The sequence below is a fragment of the Sphingomonas sanxanigenens DSM 19645 = NX02 genome (assembly GCF_000512205.2).
GTDB classification, from domain to species: Bacteria; Pseudomonadota; Alphaproteobacteria; order Sphingomonadales; family Sphingomonadaceae; genus Sphingomonas_D; species Sphingomonas_D sanxanigenens.
On the sequence record NZ_CP006644.1, the window covers coordinates 3802019 to 3820105 of the forward strand.

Sequence of the window (18087 nt, forward strand, 5' to 3'; positions counted from 1 at the left end):
CGGACGGTCGCAATCTGGGCGCGTTGCCGGCTGGCTCCTTGCGATCCAGCGGCGCGCCCCCGGGTCGCGAACTCGAAGTCGGGCAGTTCGGCGTCGGTCCGCCGGCGGGGCGCCGGCGGACCTTGGCCCGATCACCAGGGGCAGGTTTCGTTGATCGACGCCGTGAAGGTGCCGGTCGGGCCGTCGCTGCCGAGGAGCGCGACGCGGACGGCTTCGGCGGCACCCTGCTGGACGGTCTCGGTGCCCTCGTAATTGTTGAGCGCAGTCGCCGTAAAGCCGGGCGTCACCGCGTTGACCTTGATGCCTTCGGCTTCAAGATCGATGGCAAAGGCCAGCGTGATGGCGTTGAGCGCGGTCTTGGAGGCGCCATAGCCGGGGTTGAAGGTCGCCCGGTGGGGGTGTGGCGCGGCGTTGACGGTGAGCGAGCCGAGGCCGCTCGAGACGTTGACGATGCGGGCACCCGTCGACCTGCGCAGCAGGGGCACGAAGGCCTGGGTGACGGCGAGAACGCCGAAGACATTGGTTTCCCAGATGGTGCGCACTTCGTCGACGGAGATCAGCGTCGCCCGCGAGCGCTGGACATAGTCCTGCATGGTCTCGCTTTCCTCGCCATTGGCGCGGGAAATGGCGGCATTGTTGACGAGAATGTCGAGGCGGCCGAACTGCCGTTCGACGTGCGCGACAGCGGCCCGGATCGACGCTTCGTCGGTGACGTCGAGTTGGATGGGATGAACGTCGCCGTCGACGGTTTGCGCTGCCGCCTTGCCGCGGTCGAGGTTGCGCGAGGCGAGCAAAACCGTGAGGCCGGCGGCGGCGAGGTCGGTCACGATCTGAAGCCCGATGCCCTGATTGGCGCCGGTGACGAGTGCGATGCGTGGATGTTCAGTCATGGCATGATCCTGTTCCTGATTGGCCGAACAGGAGATGGTTATCGGCGACTGGACGTTCTATATTTAATCGTCCAACTTTATTTCGAATGAGTCCAAAATGGCTGATCCCCTCGCGCAGATCGTCGGCTTGCTGCAGCCGGGCGCGCCATTTTCCAAATGCGTCACCGGCTCCGGACCATGGCGGGTCAGGCGGACGCAATCGCCCAATCCCTATTATGTCGCCGTGCTGAAGGGGAGCGTGCGCTACCGGGATCAGCGGAGCGGCGAGGTCATCGTCAATGCGGGCGATTTCATCCTGATCCCGTCCGCGCAGGACTTCATGATGTGGAGTGACGTGCCCAGCGCCGACAATGACATGATGATCGATCCGGTCATCCTGCCCGGAGGCGCGTATCGGGTCGGCAGCATCGATGGCCCGATCGATATGCGGGCATTGGTCGGCTACTGCATTTTCCAGTCGGACGACGCGACCTTGCTGTCGTCGCTGCTGCCCGAACTGGTCGTGGTGCGGGGCGAGCATCGCCTCGCCATGCTGATGCAGTTGCTCGGCGACGAGGCGGTGGGCAGCAAGCCGGGGCGGGAGATGGTGTTGCAGCATTTGCTGGAGGTCCTCTTGATCGAGGCGTTACGATCGACCGCCGAGCTGGGAGATTCCCCCGGGCTGCTGCGCGGCCTGTCGGACGAGCGGCTGGCCACGGCGATCAGGGGCATGCATGCCAGGCCCGAACATGGCTGGACGGTGGCCGAACTGGCACGCGAGGCGGCGTTGTCGCGATCGGGTTTCCATGAGCGGTTCCAGAGCGCGGTGGGCATGGCGCCGATGGAATATCTGAAGGCCTGGCGATTGGCTCTGGCCAAGGACCTGCTTCGCAAGCGGGAGGCGAGCGTGGGCGAAATCGCCCTGCAAGTGGGCTATCGCTCGGCGAGCGCCTTCAGCGTGGCGTTCATGCGTGACGTCGGCGTGTCGCCCGCCCGCTATGCACGCGAGGCCGCCGGCGCATCGCCCGGCATGGCAGCAGGCGAATTCGAAGGCGCCATCGCCTGATCGGCGAGCGGGGGTCGTGACCATCGGCTTTGGCGGTCTAGTCTAATTTCGGAGACACAATACGAAACTTTGGTCGGGCAAACGCACTGGAGTGCCCCCCTAGATTGAGACAGTGAAATAAGGGACGGCCCTATGGGGAGGGCAGCATGTCCAAGGTTGTTCGACGAAGATTTGGCCGGGCGTTCAAGCTTGAGGTTGTCCGGCGGATGGTGGCCGGCGAGAGCGGGACGGCGTTGTCGCGAGAGTTGGGCGTCAAGCGCACGATATTGTACCGCTGGCGCGACGCGTTTCGCGATGGCGGGGAGGAGGCACTTCGGGACGGCCCCGGCCGGCCGAAGCGGGCAGAGAAAGCGGCGATGGCGCTGGCGCGTGGGCCGGCGGCACGGGCACGCGATCTTGCCGAGGCTCGCCGCCAGATCGCCGAGTTGGAGCGCAAGGTCGGCGAGCAGCAGGTGGCGCTGGATTTTTTCAAGGGTGCCTTGCAGCGCATCGAGGCGTCACCCCCGCCGAGCGACGGCGGTGGCGTGACGGGGTCATCGCCCAGATCCAGGCGATGACCGGTCTGCAGGGCTCGGGATCGAAATTGTCGGTGGAGCAGCTGTGCCGTTTGGCCGAAGTGCCCCGCGCAGCCTTCTATCGACGATGGCAGGATTATGCTCCGAAGCAGGAAGAGACGGCGCTGCGCGACAAGCTTCAGCAGTTGTGTCTGGCGAACCGGCATTATGGCTATCGGCGGATCACGGCACTGATGAAGCGCGACGGCTGGCACATCAACCACAAGCGGGTGCAGCAGCTGATGCGGGAGGATAATCTGCTGTGCGTGAGAAAGCCGATCTTCCGGCCGGCGACGACGGACTCGCGCCATGGCTGGCGGATATGGCCCAATCTGGCGCGCCACCTCGATCCGAGCGAGGTCAACCAGTTGTGGGTTGCGGACATCACCTATGTCCGCCTGGCCGAGGCGTTCGTCTATCTGGCGGTCATCCTCGACGCGTTCAGCCGCAAGGTGGTCGGTTGGGCGATGGCGGATCATCTGCGCGCCGAACTGGCGCTCGATGCGCTGACGATGGCGTTGGAACGGCGCCCCGTTGTGGCGGGTGGCCTCGTCCACCATTCGGATCGCGGCATCCAATATGCCTGCGGCGATTACATCGCCCGGCTGGAGGCGGCCGGCATCCTGCCGAGCATGAGCCGGGTTGGATGCCCCTATGACAATGCCATGGCCGAGAGCTTCATGAAGACGCTCAAGCAGGAGGAGGTGAACGGCGCCGACTATCGCGACCTCGCCGATGCCGCGAAACACATCGGCTCATTCCTCGAGGAGATTTACAATCGCCAGCGGCTCCACTCCGCCTTGGCCTACAGATCTCCCGATGAGTATGAACATATCTCGCCAAGGGCTGCTGCGCAGCAGCCCTTGGCCGTGACGGCAAATCGCTGTCCCTAATTGTCGTGTCTCATCGATCGGGGGCACTCCACGAAACTTAACTCGCTGTCCCCGGAACCCGACCTCAGCCTTTGGTCGGAGGGTGCGGCGCTGGCCCCTCATCGCAGGCGAGCTACTCCGCCGCTTCGCTCTCCTCGCGCGGCTTGTCCGCGTAGGCGGCGACATCCTCGCTCAGATATTTGCTGTTCTCCGCGCGGATCCGCGCCGCGGCATCGTCGTAGAAGAAGGGCAGGAAGGCGTAGCGCCGGCCGGTCCTCACCGGCGTGGCCTCGTGCAGCAGCGAGCAGGAGAAGACGACCGCCCCGCCCGTCTCCGCGCGATAGGATGCGCGGCCGAATTCGGGGAATCGCAGCTCGCCGCCCTCATACTCCTCGGCGTTGAGGTTGATCGTGCAGGCAAAGCGGCGGTGCGCGGTGCCCTTGGTGGTGTTGTCGCGGTGCGGGCGGAAATAGCCGCCGACCGACGAATCATAGCAGGCCACCGTCCAGCGCTCGATGCGGGTGACGTGGAACTGGAAGGCGCGCTGGATCGCCGGCACCAGCGTGCGGATGATGCGGCGGTTGATCGTCTTGCGCAGATCCTCATCCACGATCTCGAAGTCGGACCGCCGCTTGTGGGTATAATCGCGGCGCAGCACGGTCATCCCGTCCTCCTCGCGCATGAAGCCCGATTCGGTGCCGCCGCCAGCGTCGTAAAGCTGGATCAGGTGGCGGCAGAGTTCGGGTTCGAGCACGCGCGGGATCACGAGCACCGGCGCGTGGCCCTGCGGCATCGGCTGCGCCGCCAGCTGCCGGAGCTGCGCGAAGATCTTCTCGCCGTCCGCCACCGGCATCACCGCCAATGTCCGCAGCGCGGGATCGAGCAGCACCCAGTGCGGCAGATAGGCGTCGGGCTTCTCGGGATCGGGCAGCGCGCCATACATCGCGCTGATCTTGCGGTCATAATCGAGGAAATGGCGGATGCCCGGCACTGCGGCGGCAATGCGGCCGTCGGCCTCGTCGCTCCGATCGATGGTGACGCCGAAGAAGCAGGCGCGATCATCGTCGAACAGCGCCCGGTTCGCCTGCACCTGCGCCAGCGCCTGCTGCGCTGCAGGATGCGCGGCGCTGCCATAAAACAGCATCAGCACATAATGCCCGCCCGCGGTGTTGAACGCGAAGTTGGGGTTGCCCGCGAGCGCGGGGGCGTGGAACCAGGGGGCCGGCTGGCCGAAGTTGAGCAGCGTTGCCATGGGCCGAGGTTCTATGGCGGCCAAAACGCCTCGGCAAGCATCCGCGGAGATGCTGACTTCGGGCCAAGTCGCTGCTATCGGCGCGCAATGCTTTCACTCAACGGCATCACCGTGCGCCTTGGCGGCCGCACGATCCTCGACAGCGCCACTGCCGCGCTGCCCCCCCGCTCGCGCGTCGGCCTGATCGGTCGCAACGGCGCGGGCAAGTCCACCCTGATGAAGGTCATCGCCCGGCAGAGCGAGCCCGACGGCGGCAGCTGCGACATGCCCAGGGGCGCGCGCATCGGCTATATCGCGCAGGAGGCACCCTCCGGCGACGCGACCCCGTTCGAAACGGTACTCGCCGCCGATACCGAGCGCGCCGCGCTGCTGGAGGAGGCCGAGCACAGCCATGATCCCGACCGGCTCGGCGAGATCCACGAGCGGCTGAACGCGATCGACGCGCACACCGCGCCGGCGCGCGCGGCGCGCATCCTCGTCGGCCTCGGCTTCGACGAGGAGATGCAGCAGCGCCCGCTCGACAGCTATTCGGGCGGCTGGAAGATGCGCGTCGCGCTCGCCTCGCTGCTGTTCTCCGCGCCGGACCTGCTGTTGCTCGACGAGCCTTCCAACCACCTCGACCTCGAAGCGACATTGTGGCTGGAGAATTTCCTCAAAAGCTATCGCGCGACGATGGTGATCGTCAGCCATGAGCGCGACCTGCTCAACAATGTCGTCGACCACATCCTCCACCTCGAACAGGGCAAGGTGACGCTCTATCCGGGAGGCTACGACGCGTTCGAGACGCAGCGCGCCGAGCGGCTCGCACAGCTCGAATCGGCGCGCGAGAAGCAGGCGACCGAGCGCGCCAAGCTGCAGGATTATATCGCCCGCAACAGCGCGCGCGCGAGCACGGCAAAGCAGGCGCAGTCGCGCGTGAAGGCGCTGGCGAGGATGAAGCCGATCGCCGCGGTCGCCGAGGATCCCAGCCTGTCGTTCGACTTCCCCAGCCCGCAGCAGGCATTGCGCCCGCCATTGGTGACCCTGGACATGGCCGCGGTGGGCTACACCGCGGGCAAGCCGATCCTGCGGCGCCTGAACCTGCGGCTCGACCCGGAGGAGCGAATCGCGCTGCTCGGCCGCAACGGCAATGGCAAGACCACGCTCGCGCGGCTGCTCGCCGCGCAGCTCGCGCCGATGGAAGGGGAGATGAACGCCAGCGGCAAGATGCGCGTCGGCTATTTCACCCAATACCAGGTCGAGGAGCTCGACGGCGCCGATACGCCGCTGGAGCATATGACGCGCCAGATGAAGGGCGCGACGCCGGCCGCGGTACGCGCGCAGCTCGGCCGCTTCGGCTTTTCCGGTGCCAAGGCGACCACCGAGGTGCGCAAGCTTTCGGGCGGCGAGCGCGCGCGGCTGGCGCTGGCGCTGATCACCCGCGAGGCGCCGCACATGCTGATCCTCGACGAGCCGACCAACCACCTCGACGTCGACGCGCGCGAAGCGCTGGTGCAGGCGCTCAACGCCTATGAGGGCGCGGTCGTGGTGGTCAGCCACGATCGCCACATGATCGAGGCTGCGGCGGACCGGCTGGTGCTGGTCGATGACGGCACCGCCACCGATTTCGACGGCAGCATCGAAGATTATACCGACTTCATCCTCGGCAAGGGCCCGGCGGCGGGGGGCAAGCCCAAGGTCTCCGGCAAAGAGGCGCGCAAGGCCGCTGCCGAGGCGCGCGAGCGCAGCAAGGCGCTGCGCGACGCGGTGAAGGCCGCCGAAGCCGAGGTGAAAAAGCTCGGCGACCGCCGCTCGCAGATCGACCGCACGATGTTCGACCGGTCGACCGCCTCCCCCGCGGACGCGAAGCTGACGACGAGCCAGCTCATGCTGGAACGCGGCCGGGTGGAACGCGCGCTGGAGGAAGCCGAGGCCCGCTGGCTGGAGGCGAGCGAAGCGCTGGAGGCAGCCGCCGAGGCGGCTTGAGACCACGGGTTCGTCCGCCAGCAACGCTCGGACCGCGCAATCCTCCGGATAGCGCCCGCCGATCGCGTCGGCGTTCGCCACCACCGCGGCCCAGACCGATGCCGCCGCCGCTTGGCGGATGATGTCGAGTTCGGCCGGCGGCAGCCGCGTGTCGGCGCCACGGCGCCGCCGCGTGCCGCGTGCCGCGAGGGCGCCCTGACCGCCGAAGTCGGCAGGCCAGCAAGCGGTACATCCTGGCGAAGCGCCCTCTCGGGCCCTGTCGCGGGCGCGGGCTCAACAAAAAGGGGCCGGACGGTTTCCCGTCCGGCCCCTTTCCTTTCGTCCTGCCCGGCTGGATCAGCTCGAGAAGTACATGTCGAACTCGACCGGGCTCGGGGTCATCTCCCAGCGGTAGACTTCCGGCCACTTGAGCTCGAGATAGGCCTCGATCTGGTCATCGGTGAACACGCCGCCCTTGGTCAGGAAGCTGTGATCGGCCTTGAGGCTGTCGAGTGCCTCGCGCAGCGAGCCGCAGACGGTCGGGACGGTCGCCAGCTCTTCCGGCGGCAGGTCATAGAGATTCTTGTCCATCGCCTCGCCGGGATGGATCTTGTTCTCGATGCCATCGAGGCCGGCCATCAGCAGCGCGGCGTAGCAGAGATAGGGGTTCGCCATCGCGTCCGGGAAGCGGAACTCGACGCGCTTCGCCTTGGCGCCGGCGCCATAGGGGATGCGGCACGAGGCCGAGCGGTTGCGCGCCGAGTAGGCGAGCAGCACGGGGGCTTCGTAACCCGGCACCAGGCGCTTGTAGCTGTTGGTGGTCGGGTTGGTGAACGCGTTCAGCGCCTTGGCGTGCTTGATGACGCCGCCGATGAAGTACAGGCACATGTCGCTGAGGCCGGCATAGCCGTTGCCGGCGAACAGCGGGTTGCCCTTGTCCCAGATGGACATGTGGGTGTGCATGCCCGAGCCATTATCTTCCTTGATCGGCTTCGGCATGAAGGTCACGGTCTTGCCGTAGGCCTGGGCGACCTGCCAGCAGACATACTTGTAGATCTGCATGCGATCGGCGGTGGTCACCAGCGTGCCGAAGGTCAGGCCCAGCTCATGCTGCGCCGCCGCAACCTCGTGGTGATGCTTGTCGCAGGGCAGCCCCATCTCGAGCATGGTCGAGACCATCTCGGCGCGGATGTCGACGGCGCTGTCGACCGGGGCGACCGGGAAATAGCCGCCCTTGGCGCGCGGACGATGGCCGAGGTTGCCGCCTTCCAGCGCCTTGCCGGTGTTGGTCGGCAGCTCGATATCGTCCAGCTTGTAATAGCTGGTCGAATAGCTGGTCTCGAACTGCACGTCGTCGAACATGAAGAACTCGGCCTCGGGGCCGACATAGACGGTGTCGCCGAAACCGGCCGACTTCACATAGGCCTCGGCGCGCTTCGCGGTCGAGCGCGGATCGCGGCTGTAGAGCTCACCGGTCGAGGGCTCGACGATGTCGCACACCAGGATCAGCATCGGGGTGGCCGAGAACGGATCGACCCACACCGCGTCCAGATCCGGCTTGAGGATCATGTCGGACTCGTTGATCGCCTTCCAGCCCTCGATCGAGGAACCGTCGAACATGAAACCGTCGGTCAGTTCATCCTCGCCGACGACGCCCGCAACCATCGTCAGATGCTGCCACTTGCCCTTCGGGTCGGTGAAACGAAGATCGACCCACTCGATCTCCTTTTCCTTGATCAGCTTCAGAACAGCGCTGGCGTCATTGGCCATGTGTAAAACCTTCCTCGCTCTTTGTTGTATCCAGGGCCGGGCTGGAAGACCGGCCCCCTGATCGTCCGGACGCGATCAGATCGCGTCGGCGTCGCGTTCCCCGGTGCGGATGCGGAGAGCCGTCTCCACGGGAATCACGAAGATCTTGCCATCGCCGATCCGGCCGGTCTGCGCGGCGGCGGCGATCGCCTCCACCACACGCTCCGCCAGACCGTCCTCGACCACCACCTCAAGCTTCACCTTGGGGAGGAAATCGACGACATATTCGGCGCCGCGATAGAGTTCCGTGTGGCCCTTCTGACGGCCGAAACCCTTCGCCTCGGTGACGGTGATGCCGCTGACGCCCACTTCGTGCAACGCTTCCTTCACCTCATCCAGCTTGAACGGCTTGATGATCGCCTCGATCTTCTTCATTCGCGTCTTTCACCCCCCAGGCCCGAACGCATCGGAACCTGCTTTCAAGTCTTATGCCAACACGCGATTCGCGAGATGCCGCAGGATTGCGCCATTCTTCCGATGCTGCAATGCCGAAATAGATGGCAGATGCAACCGTATTGCCTAAAGAATGGGCAATAGGGTGCGCAGCAATTATGCGCCGCAGGACGGCCACGCCCCGTACAAGGGGCGGCGGGACGCGACGACGCGACAGATTATTGCAGGAAGCGTGCCGAATGGTCGGCGCACGGCAGCGGCAGCGGCGCCGCGATCAGTAAGGCGGGCGATCCTTGCCCGTCGGGCTGGTGGTGAAGATCTCGCAGCCATCCTCGGTGATGCCGATCGAATGCTCGAACTGCGCAGAGAGCGACTTGTCGCGGGTCACCGCCGTCCAGCCATCGTCCAGCACCTTCACGTCGGGGCGGCCGATGTTGATCATCGGCTCGATCGTGAAGAACATGCCCGGGCGCAGCTCCGGCCCGGTGCCGGGGCGGCCGGCGTGGATCACCTCCGGCGCGTCGTGGAACAGGCGGCCGAGGCCATGCCCGCAGAAATCGCGGACCACGCCATAGCGGTGCTTCTCGGCATAGGTCTGGATCGCGTGGGCGACGTCGCCCATGCGGTTGCCGGGCTTCGCCTGCTCGATGCCGAGCATCATCGCCTCATAGGTCACGTCCACCAGCCGCCTGGCCTTCACGCCGACATTGCCGACCAGGAACATGCGGCTGGTATCGCCGTGCCAGCCGTCGACCAGCGGCGTCACGTCGATATTGACGATATCGCCGTCCTTCAGCGTCTTGGCGCCGGGAATGCCGTGGCACACGACATGGTTGATCGAGATGCAGCAGCTGTGCGTGTAGCCGCGATAGCCGAGCGTCGCGGGCACGCCGCCGCCGGCCAGCATATGTTCGCGCGCGATATCGTCGAGCTCGCCGGTGGTGACGCCGGGCACGACGTGCGGCGCAAGCGCGTCGAGCACCTCGGCGGCGAGGCGGCCGGCGCGGCGCATACCTTCGAACCCGTCCGGCCCGTGGAGCTTGATCGCACCGGTGCGGGCGGCAACCGGGCTGTCGGCGGTGACGTTCACATAGCTGTCCATGCGCGCGATATAGCGCCGTCGGCGCAATTTTGCGAGGGGGCGGCGAACCGCCGGCCGATCCCCAAGCCCACTTCCCTTCCGCGCCGCAACGGCTAGAGACAGGCGCACATTTTACCGCGAACCGCGGATCGGAGGATCGTGAGCGAAGAGCGCATCTGGACCGCCGCCCTCGTGGTGATCGGCGACGAGATCCTGTCCGGACGAACGCAGGACAGGAACGTCGCGCAGATCGCATTGTGGCTGAACCTGCAGGGCATCCGCCTGGCCGAGGTCCGCGTCGTCGCGGACCGGACGGAGGCGATCGTCGAGGCGGTCAACGCGCTGAGGGCGCGAAACGACTATCTGTTCACCACCGGCGGCATCGGCCCCACGCATGACGACATCACGGTCGACGCGATCGCCGAGGCGCTGGGCGTACCGGTGATCGTCCATCCGCACGCGCGCGCGGTGCTGACCGAATATTATGCCACGCGCGGCGGGCTCACCGAGGCACGGCTGCGCATGGCGCGGGTGCCCGACGGCGCGGCGCTGATCGAGAACAAGCTGTCGGGCGCGCCCGGCATCCGCCACGGCAACATCTTCATCATGGCCGGCGTGCCGCACATCGCCGCGATGATGCTCGATGCGCTCAGCGGCACGCTGGAAGGCGGCAAGCCGCTGGCGTCGCGCACGATGGGCTGCTGGGTGGCGGAGAGCGAGGTGGCGGACATGCTGGGCGCCGCCGAGCGTGCGTTCGAAGGCGTGCAGATCGGCAGCTATCCGTTTTTCCGGGATGGGCGGACCGGCGCCAATTTCGTCATCCGCTCCACCGACCAGACGCTGATCGACGCCTGTTTCGCGCAGCTCGCGGCGCAGCTCGCCGCGGCCGGGCACGACGTGGTCGATGGCGGCATCTGAGCGCCGACGATGGCGCGGATCCTGATCGGCTGGGAACTCGGCGCCAATCGCGGCCATATCGAGCGCATCACCCGCATCGCCGAGGCGCTGGCGGCGACCGGGCATGAGGTCGCGCTGGCGCTGCAGCGGCTCGACGCGCCGGCGGGCACCCTGCATCCGCGCATCAGCCTGTGGCAGGCGCCGGTCTGGCCGCGACTGCTCGTCAACGCCGCGCGCCCCAATGGCCGGCCGGTGGCGACGATGGGCGACATTCTCGCACGCGTCGGGCTCGATCGCACCGAGACCACCGCCGGTATGATCGCCGGCTGGCAGGCGATCCTGGGCGCGGTGGCGCCTGCGGTGGTGATCGCCGACTATGCGCCGATGCTGCTCACCGCCGCGCGCGGGCGCGTGCCGACGATCGCGGTGGGGACCGGATTCGAACGCGTGCCCGCCGGCATGGATCGCTTTCCCAGCCTCAACGGGCGGGAGAGCGCGCATGACGAGGCGGCGCTGCTCGACGGCGTCAACCGCGCGCTCGCGCGGCTGGATCGGGCGACGCTGGCGGGACTGCCCGAGCTGTTCGAGGCCGACGTCTCGCTCTCCGGCTGTTTCGCCGAGCTCGACCCTTATGGCGCGTGGCGCAAGGAAGCGGTGGTGTCGCCGACGATCGCGCGCAGTCTGCCGGAAGAACCGGGCGGCCGCGGCGATGAGCTGTTCGTCTACGGCTTCGAGATCGCGATGGCCGAATCGCCCTTGTGGGAGGGGATCGCGCGCTCCGGCCTGCCGGTGCGCGTGCATGTGCCCAACGCCACCGCCGAATTGCAGGCGCGCTTCACCGAGGCCGGCTTCGCCTATGAGCCGCGCCCGCTGGGGTTCGACCGTATCGCCGAACGCTCGCGCATCCTGCTGAGCCATGGCGGCAACGGCTTCGTCTCCTCCGCGCTGGTCGCGGGCATCCCGCAGGCGGTGACGCATTACGACCTGGAAAAGCGCATCGCCGGCCATGGCGTGATGCGGCTGGGCGTGGGCGGACAGGTCGCGCTGCAGACGATCAAGCCGGAGATATTCGCCGCCTCGCTCCGCGGGCTCTACGACGACGAGACAATCCGCCGGCGCTGCCTGGACCTCGCCCCCTCCTTCCGGGCGCGCGCCGCGCGGCCGCTGGAGGTGGAGGCGGTGGCAGCGGCGATCCGGCTGGCGGCTTGAGCGGCGGCGCGAACCGCCGGCCTTTCCATGAGATCAGCGCATCGCGCGCACCGCATCCGTATCCAGGCAGCGAACCACGTCCGCGCGCGACACGGGCGGCGTTGGCGCAGCGTCCCGCCCCAGCGCCGGAACCGTTACCGGCTTGCCGATCGCCACCGCCGCGAAGCGCCCGGCGATGTCCGGGCGGCAGCGCATCACCGCGTCCAACAGGCGCGGCGGCGTGTCATATCCTTCGTAGCTCAGGCGAAAGGTGCCCCAGTGCACCGCCAGCCCGGTCGGCGCGCCAAGGCGGGCGAAGATTTCCGCGGAGTCTATCGGGCCGACGTGCGCGCCGGTTTCCATCTGGCCTTCGGAGAAGCGGAACGCGCCGATCGGCAGCAGCGCGAGGCGCACCCGCCCCCATTTGCGCGCCTCGGCCGGCCATTGCAGGTCGCCAGCGCCGGTATCGCCGGCGAAGAAGATGTTGCCGCCCGGCGCGGTGACGACGAAGCTGGACCACAGGGCGCGGTTGCGATCGGTGAACCAGCGACTGCCCCAATGATGGTTGCGCGTCACCGCCACGCCCACGCCGTTGCGCACCGCGACATGGCCGCCCCAGTCCAGCACCGTCACCCGATCGATGCCGGCATCGCGCAGAAGCGTGTCGTTGCCGGGGCTGGTGACGATGCGCGGATGGTCGCGATCCCACAGCGTCTTCAGCGTCGCCAGATCCATATGGTCATAATGATTGTGGCTGACGAGGATGAGGTCGATCGGCGGCAGGTCCGCGAGGCGGATGCCCGGCGGCGCGGTGCGCGGCGCGCCGAAGCCGAAAGGCCCGGCGGTTTCCGCCCAAATCGGGTCGGTCAGGATGTTCAGCCCGCGCGTCTGCACCAACACCGTCGCATGCCCCACCCAGGTCGCGACGAGTGCGTCGCCTTCGACGCGCACGGCCGGGCGCGACGGCGTGACGGGCACGGTCGCGGGCCAAAGCGGACGGCCGTCCGCGCCGGTGATCCAGCGGTAGAAGAAGCCGGCGCGGCCGCCGCGGTTCGATCCCGGCGGGCCCGCCAGGTCGTCGCCATCGGGGTTGAAGAAACGCTGCCCGTCGAAATGGCCGCTTTCGGGGCCGCGATAATAGATGCGATCGAGGAAGGGCGGGACGATCTGCACCGCGAGCAACGCAGCGACGACGGCGAAGAACAGCACGCGGCCGGCGAACGCAGCGGTACGGCGAAGGATCGAGATGGTCATGCTCCCGGACAGGCGGCGCGGATCCATCCGCAATCGTCGTTTGAAATCAAGCACCACCTGTTCGGCGGCGCCGCGACCGCCTAGATAGGGGCCATGCTGAAGCGCGCCCTGATCCTCGTCGCCGTCCTGGCCATCTTCCTGTTCGCCGGATGGTTCTTTTTCCTGCGCGGCCAGTCCGCCACGCTTTCGGTCGAGGCGGTGACCGGCGTCAAGCCCACCATCACCCGCCCCTCCAACGAATCGATCCCGACGGTGAACATCGCCGATCCGGTCGGCTGGAAGCCGGGCCAGATGCCGACGCCGGCGGCCGGGCTGAAGGTCCAGCCCTTCGCCACCGGGCTCGATCATCCGCGGTGGATGACCTTGCTGCCCAATGGCGACGTTCTGGTGGCCGAATCGAACAAGCCCAAGGGCGAGCCCGGCAGCTTCACCCAGCGGATCATGGGCTGGCTGATGGGCCGCGCCGGTGCCGGGGTGCCTTCCGCCAACCGCATCTCGCTGCTGCGCGACGCCAATGGCGACGGCATCGCCGAACAGAAGTTCGCGCTGCTCGAGGGGCTGAACTCGCCGTTCGGCATGGCGCTCGTCGGCGAGACGCTCTATGTCGGCAACACCGATGCGCTGATGGCCTTCCCGTTCAAGGTCGGCGAGACGAAGATCAGCGCCAAGGGCCGCAAGATCGTCGACCTGCCAGCGACCAAGCCGAACAACCACTGGACCCGCAACGTGATCGCCAATGCCGATGGCACGCGGCTCTACGTGACGGTCGGCTCGAACAGCAATATCGGCGAGAACGGGATGGAGACCGAGGTCAATCGCGCCGCGATCCTCGAGGTCGATCCCGCGACCGGCCGCCGCCGCGTGTTCGCCAGCGGGCTGCGCAACCCCAACGGCCTTGCGTGGGAACCGGTGAGCGGCACCTTGTGGACCACCGTCAACGAGCGCGACATGCTGGGCGGCGATCTGGCGCCGGACTATCTGACGCAGGTCAACGAGGGGGATTTCTTCGGCTGGCCCTGGGCCTATTGGAGCGGCTATCCCGACAAGCGCGTCCAGCCCGAGCGGCCCGACATGCTCGAATATACACGCCGCCCCGATTATGCGCTGGGGCCCCACACCGCCTCGCTCGGCCTCGCCTTCGCCGATCGCGCGACGCTCGGCGGCCGCTTCGCACGCGGCGCCTTCATCGGCCAGCATGGTTCGTGGAACCGCAAGCCGGCATCGGGCTACAAGGTGGTGTTCGTACCGTTCGGGCCGGACGGTTTTCCCGCGAAGGACGCCAAGCCGGTGGACGTGCTGACCGGCTTCCTCGTCGACGGCGACGCGCGCGGTCGCCCGGTCGGCACGATCATCGACAGCAAGGGCGCGCTGCTGGTGGCGGACGATGTCGGCAATGCGGTGTGGCGGGTGAGCGCAGGGCGGTAAGGCTTCACGCTCGCGACGGACGGAGGGGGAAAACACACAGCTTGACGCCGCATTCGCCCTGTGCGGCTATGCGCGCGTGACCGAGTGGGGGCGTGGATGGAGACGACGAGCAGCCGAACCGCCGAGGCCCTGGTCGTCCGCCCCGTCGGCCGGATCGACGAGACGCGGTGGGAAGCGTTTCGCGACGCACTGACCGCGGCGCTGGCGGAGGCGCGAGCGGCGGGGCTCGCGCTGATCATCGATCTCGGCGCGGTGCCCTACATGTCCTCCCGCGGGCTGCGCGTGCTGACGATCGCGCGGCGCGAGGCCGGGGAGAGCGGCACGCCGATCGCGCTCGCCTGCCCATCGGCGCCGATGCGGGAGATATTGGCAATCAGCCGCTACGACAGGATCTTCGACATTCGCGAGACCATCCAGCGATAGGAGCGACGCCGTGCGCCTGCGTTTCTGGGGAACCCGCGGATCGCTGCCCGTCTCGGCAGACGCCGCCGCCATCGCCGGCAAGATCGCCCGCGCGCTCGTGGCAGCGGACGGGCGGCGCTTCGCCGACGAACAGGCGGCGCTCGCCTTCGTCACCGGCGAACTGCCCTTCTCCGCCGGCGGCGGCTATGGCGGCGCCACGAGCTGCGTCGAGATCGACCGCGGCACCGGCGCTTTCCTGCTGTGCGACCTCGGATCGGGGCTGCGCGGCTTCGGCGGCAGCGCGATCGCGCGCTATGCCGAAGGGCGGCCGCGCGATTTCCGCATCTTCCTGTCGCACCTGCATTGGGACCATATCATGGGCTTCCCCTTCTTCGGGCCGGCCTATGATCCGCAGGCGCGCATCACGATCTATGCCGGCCACGCCGAGGCGCGGGAGGCGCTGGTCCGCCAGCAGGAGGCGATATCCTTCCCCGTGCCGTTCACGGCGCTGGGCGCCGCGATCGATTTCGTCACGCTGACGCCCGGCGAGCCGATCGACATCGACGGGCTCACCGTCTCAGTGATCCGCCAATTCCACGACCATGACAGCTATGGCTTCCGCATCGAGGGCGATGGCCGCACATTGATCTACAGCACCGATTCCGAGCATCCCGTCGACGACATGGAGGGCGAGACGCGGTTCGAGCGCTTCTTCGGCGGTGCCGACACGGTGATCTGCGACACGATGTATTCGCTGGCCGACGCGGTGACATTGCGCGAGGATTGGGGCCATTCGAGCAGCCTGACCGCGCTCGACCTGTGCCGCGCGGCGGGCGCGCGGCGGCTGGTGATGTTCCACCACGAACCCGCCGCCAGCGACGCGATGATCGAGACGGTGCATCGCGAGACCATCCGCTATGAGGAACTGGGCCGCGGCGACGGCCCGCCGATCGAGGTGGTGTGCGCCTATGACGGGCTCGAACTCGACGTCTGACCCCGGCATCCGCGCCGGCCGCGCGCGGCTGGCGGGGATCGTCGCGGGGCTGCTGGTGGTAGCGGCGAGCCTCGCCCCGCAGGCCGACGCGCTGCGCCGGCCGCTGTTCGACCTGTGGCAACGGCTGATGCCGCGCGACTTCGGCGACACGCGCGTGGCGGTGGTGATGATCGACGATGCCAGCATCGACCAGATCGGCCCCTGGCCCTGGTCGCGCTACGCCATCGCGCGGCTGGTCGAGACGATCCACAGCCGCGGTGCCGCCGTCATCGGGCTGGACATGCTGCTGTCGGAACCCGATCCGCGCGATCCGGCCGGTTTCGCCGATTTCTATCATGAACTGCCCGTGCCGGCGGCTGAGGAGGTGCGGGCGCTGACATCGATGGATCGCGTGCTGGCGCAGGTGATCGGCCGATCGCCGGTGGTGCTCGGCCGCGCCGGCATCGCCGCGGAAGAGGACAAGGCAGCGCCGCCGCTGGCGGTCGAGGCGCAGTTCACCGCTCCCCTCCCCGCCGGCGTGCGGGCATGGGACCGGGCGCTCGCCAACATCCAGACGATCGACGATGTCGCCGAGGGGCATGGCCTGCTCAACGGCGATGCCGATGCCGATGGCACCCAGCGCCGCGTGCCGCTGGTGGCGACGGTGGCGGGCACCCCCAATCCGGGGTTCGCGCTCGAACTGGCGCGGATCGCCAGCCGCACCCAGGCGGTGACGCCCGTCGTCCGCAACGGCCGGCTGCGCGCGGTCGAAATGGGCGGGCGGCGGCTTGCGGTCGATCCCGATGGCGCGATGCGGATGCGCTTCGGCACGCTGCCGGCGCATGCGCAGTTTTCCGCGGCGAGCGTAATGGGCGATCCGGCGCCCGCGGATCAGTTCCGCAACCGCATCGTGCTGGTCGGGCTCGGCGGCGCTGGCTCGGCAGACATGGTTTCGACGCCGCTGGCGCCGCAGGGCTATGGCGCGGCGGTGCAGGCGATGGCGGTGGACGCGATCCTCGCCGGGGACAGCCTGTCGCGCCCCGGCTGGGCGCTGTGGGCGGAGCGCGTGGGGGCATTGGCGCTGCTGCTGCTGTTCGGCGGGTTCTCGCCGCAGCGGCGGCCATGGCGCATGGCGCTGCTTGCGGTCGCGGCGGCGCTGGCGACGATCGCGATCAGCGCGGGGGCGTTCGCCGGCGGGCTGCTGCTCGATCCGGTGCTGCCCTTGCTGTCGGGCCTGGCCGCGGGCGCGGTTACCGTGCTGCTGCTCTATGCCGAGGGGCGGCGGCACCAGGCGGCGCTGCAGCGCGCGCTATGGGCCGAGCAGCTCGCCGCCGCGCACAGCGCCGGCGAACTCACCGCCGCGCGCGAGATGCAGCAGGCGATGCTGCCCGACGCCGCGACGCTCGCCGCGCTCGACCCGCGCATCGAGATTGCCGGGCTGATCGAGCCGGCGCGCGACACCGGCGGCGATTTCTACGATGCGATTCGCCTCGACGCCGATCGCCTCTGCCTGTTCGTAGGCGACGTAACCGGCAAGGGCATGTCGGCGGCATTGTTCATGGCGCTCTCCCGCGCGTTGACGCGCAGCGTGCTGTCACGCGGGGTGTCCGACCTCGCGCCGGCGTTGGAAACGCTCAACGCGGAAATCATGCGCGACAATGTCGAGGACATGTTCGTGACCATGGCGATCGCGCTGCTCGACTGCCGCACCGGCGACCTCGCTTATGCCGGGGTCGGCCATGAGGATCCCTGGCTGGTGCGCGCGGACGGCACCCCCACCCCGCTCCGCTCGGACGGCGGCCCGCCGTTCGGCGCGGCCGAGGGCATGGCCTATGGCACGTCAGTTGTGCGGCTGGCCCCAGGCGACACGGTGATCCTGCTCTCCGACGGCGTGACCGAGGCGCAGGACGGCACCGGCCGGACCTTCGGCACCGCGGGGGTTGCGGAGACGCTGCGGAACTGGAGCAATGCCGGCCCGGTCAACGACGCCTGCCGCCGCCTGCACGCCGCCGTGCGCGCGCTGGAAGGTGGCGGCGAGGCGACGGACGATCTGACGGTGCTGGCGTTCCGGTATCGTGGGGATGGGGGATAGGGGGTTGGCACGAGGC

The 18087-nt window shown here is 68.1% G+C and carries 16 protein-coding genes; 10 read left to right on the forward strand and 6 right to left on the reverse strand.

Going from position 1 to position 18087, the window contains the following annotated elements:
• Nucleotides 1-131: 131 nt before the first annotated feature.
• Nucleotides 132-890, reverse strand: coding sequence for an SDR family NAD(P)-dependent oxidoreductase (locus tag NX02_RS17310; protein WP_025293464.1), 759 nt, complete (start codon nt 888-890; stop codon nt 132-134).
• 97 nt (nt 891-987) lie between these two features.
• Here NX02_RS17310 and NX02_RS17315 point away from each other — a divergent pair, with 97 nt between their 5' ends.
• The 3 genes from NX02_RS17315 to NX02_RS17325 all read left to right on the forward strand — a co-directional run bounded on the left by NX02_RS17315 (nt 988) and on the right by NX02_RS17325 (nt 3382).
• Complete coding sequence (locus NX02_RS17315; RefSeq protein ID WP_025293465.1) at nt 988-1935, forward strand: helix-turn-helix transcriptional regulator; 948 nt, start codon at nt 988-990, stop codon at nt 1933-1935.
• A 146-nt stretch (nt 1936-2081) separates the two neighbouring features.
• Nucleotides 2082-2492 (forward strand): helix-turn-helix domain-containing protein, encoded by a 411-nt coding sequence (locus NX02_RS17320; RefSeq protein ID WP_025291248.1) that lies wholly within the window; start codon nt 2082-2084, stop codon nt 2490-2492.
• Nucleotides 2489-3382: an IS3 family transposase gene (locus NX02_RS17325; protein WP_025293466.1), complete on the forward strand. Its 894-nt coding sequence runs from the start codon at nt 2489-2491 to the stop codon at nt 3380-3382. Before NX02_RS17320 ends, NX02_RS17325 begins: the two co-directional genes overlap by 4 nt.
• Nucleotides 3383-3494: 112 nt before the next feature.
• Here NX02_RS17325 and NX02_RS17330 read toward each other — a convergent pair whose 3' ends face one another.
• Nucleotides 3495-4613: a 2OG-Fe(II) oxygenase family protein gene (locus tag NX02_RS17330; RefSeq protein ID WP_025293467.1), complete on the reverse strand. Its 1119-nt coding sequence runs from the start codon at nt 4611-4613 to the stop codon at nt 3495-3497.
• Nucleotides 4614-4700: 87 nt separating this feature from the next.
• Here NX02_RS17330 and NX02_RS17335 point away from each other — a divergent pair, with 87 nt between their 5' ends.
• A complete protein-coding gene (locus NX02_RS17335) occupies nt 4701-6578 on the forward strand; it encodes an ABC-F family ATP-binding cassette domain-containing protein (protein WP_025293468.1) in 1878 nt (625 codons plus the stop codon).
• A 336-nt stretch (nt 6579-6914) separates the two neighbouring features.
• On the opposite strand, the gene glnA is transcribed toward NX02_RS17335, so the two are convergent.
• From glnA to map, 3 genes are all read right to left on the reverse strand, one after another.
• Entirely contained in the window at nt 6915-8327 is a 1413-nt protein-coding gene (glnA, locus tag NX02_RS17340; protein WP_025293469.1) for a type I glutamate--ammonia ligase, read from the reverse strand.
• 75 nt (nt 8328-8402) lie between these two features.
• Nucleotides 8403-8741 (reverse strand): P-II family nitrogen regulator, encoded by a 339-nt coding sequence (locus tag NX02_RS17345; protein ID WP_025293470.1) that lies wholly within the window; start codon nt 8739-8741, stop codon nt 8403-8405.
• 292 nt (nt 8742-9033) lie between these two features.
• A complete protein-coding gene (map, locus tag NX02_RS17350) occupies nt 9034-9861 on the reverse strand; it encodes a type I methionyl aminopeptidase (RefSeq protein ID WP_025293471.1) in 828 nt (275 codons plus the stop codon).
• Nucleotides 9862-9996: 135 nt separating this feature from the next.
• Here map and NX02_RS17355 point away from each other — a divergent pair, with 135 nt between their 5' ends.
• Nucleotides 9997-10758 carry a competence/damage-inducible protein A gene (locus NX02_RS17355; RefSeq protein WP_425424046.1) on the forward strand — a complete coding sequence of 254 codons (762 nt, stop codon included), beginning with the start codon at nt 9997-9999 and terminating at the stop codon, nt 10756-10758.
• A gap of 9 nt (nt 10759-10767) precedes the next feature.
• On the forward strand, nt 10768-11946 hold the full coding sequence (locus NX02_RS17360; protein ID WP_025293473.1) for a hypothetical protein: 1179 nt from the start codon (nt 10768-10770) through the stop codon (nt 11944-11946).
• A 33-nt stretch (nt 11947-11979) separates the two neighbouring features.
• On the opposite strand, the gene NX02_RS17365 is transcribed toward NX02_RS17360, so the two are convergent.
• Entirely contained in the window at nt 11980-13179 is a 1200-nt protein-coding gene (locus tag NX02_RS17365; RefSeq protein WP_047100091.1) for an MBL fold metallo-hydrolase, read from the reverse strand.
• Between the two features lie 93 nt (nt 13180-13272).
• On the opposite strand from NX02_RS17365, the gene NX02_RS17370 reads away from it, so the two are divergent.
• From NX02_RS17370 to NX02_RS17385, 4 genes are all read left to right on the forward strand, one after another.
• Nucleotides 13273-14604, forward strand: a complete 1332-nt coding sequence (locus tag NX02_RS17370) for a PQQ-dependent sugar dehydrogenase (RefSeq protein ID WP_211258225.1) — start codon at nt 13273-13275, stop codon at nt 14602-14604.
• Between the two features lie 96 nt (nt 14605-14700).
• Nucleotides 14701-15027: an STAS domain-containing protein gene (locus NX02_RS17375; protein ID WP_025293476.1), complete on the forward strand. Its 327-nt coding sequence runs from the start codon at nt 14701-14703 to the stop codon at nt 15025-15027.
• 10 nt (nt 15028-15037) lie between these two features.
• Nucleotides 15038-16000 (forward strand): MBL fold metallo-hydrolase, encoded by a 963-nt coding sequence (locus NX02_RS17380; protein ID WP_025293477.1) that lies wholly within the window; start codon nt 15038-15040, stop codon nt 15998-16000.
• Nucleotides 15975-18071 (forward strand): CHASE2 domain-containing protein, encoded by a 2097-nt coding sequence (locus NX02_RS17385; RefSeq protein WP_025293478.1) that lies wholly within the window; start codon nt 15975-15977, stop codon nt 18069-18071. The genes NX02_RS17380 and NX02_RS17385 overlap by 26 nt, the downstream gene beginning before the upstream one ends.
• The last annotated feature ends 16 nt before the right edge of the window (nt 18072-18087 follow it).

Excerpts from the sequence above, each read along its gene's own strand:
- NX02_RS17310 (WP_025293464.1), bottom strand. The coding sequence starts at position 890 with ATGACTGAACATCCACGCATCGCACTCGTCACCGGCGCCAATCAGGGC.
- NX02_RS17345 (WP_025293470.1), bottom strand. The coding sequence starts at position 8,741 with ATGAAGAAGATCGAGGCGATCATCAAGCCGTTCAAGCTGGATGAGGTG.
- NX02_RS17325 (WP_025293466.1), top strand. The coding sequence starts at position 2,489 with ATGACCGGTCTGCAGGGCTCGGGATCGAAATTGTCGGTGGAGCAGCTG.
- NX02_RS17320 (WP_025291248.1), top strand. The coding sequence starts at position 2,082 with ATGTCCAAGGTTGTTCGACGAAGATTTGGCCGGGCGTTCAAGCTTGAG.
- NX02_RS17360 (WP_025293473.1), top strand. The coding sequence starts at position 10,768 with ATGGCGCGGATCCTGATCGGCTGGGAACTCGGCGCCAATCGCGGCCAT.
- map (WP_025293471.1), bottom strand. The coding sequence starts at position 9,861 with ATGGACAGCTATGTGAACGTCACCGCCGACAGCCCGGTTGCCGCCCGC.
- NX02_RS17375 (WP_025293476.1), top strand. The coding sequence starts at position 14,701 with ATGGAGACGACGAGCAGCCGAACCGCCGAGGCCCTGGTCGTCCGCCCC.
- glnA (WP_025293469.1), bottom strand. The coding sequence starts at position 8,327 with ATGGCCAATGACGCCAGCGCTGTTCTGAAGCTGATCAAGGAAAAGGAG.
- NX02_RS17335 (WP_025293468.1), top strand. The coding sequence starts at position 4,701 with ATGCTTTCACTCAACGGCATCACCGTGCGCCTTGGCGGCCGCACGATC.
- NX02_RS17385 (WP_025293478.1), top strand. The coding sequence starts at position 15,975 with ATGACGGGCTCGAACTCGACGTCTGACCCCGGCATCCGCGCCGGCCGC.
- NX02_RS17330 (WP_025293467.1), bottom strand. The coding sequence starts at position 4,613 with ATGGCAACGCTGCTCAACTTCGGCCAGCCGGCCCCCTGGTTCCACGCC.
- NX02_RS17315 (WP_025293465.1), top strand. The coding sequence starts at position 988 with ATGGCTGATCCCCTCGCGCAGATCGTCGGCTTGCTGCAGCCGGGCGCG.
- NX02_RS17365 (WP_047100091.1), bottom strand. The coding sequence starts at position 13,179 with ATGACCATCTCGATCCTTCGCCGTACCGCTGCGTTCGCCGGCCGCGTG.
- NX02_RS17370 (WP_211258225.1), top strand. The coding sequence starts at position 13,273 with ATGCTGAAGCGCGCCCTGATCCTCGTCGCCGTCCTGGCCATCTTCCTG.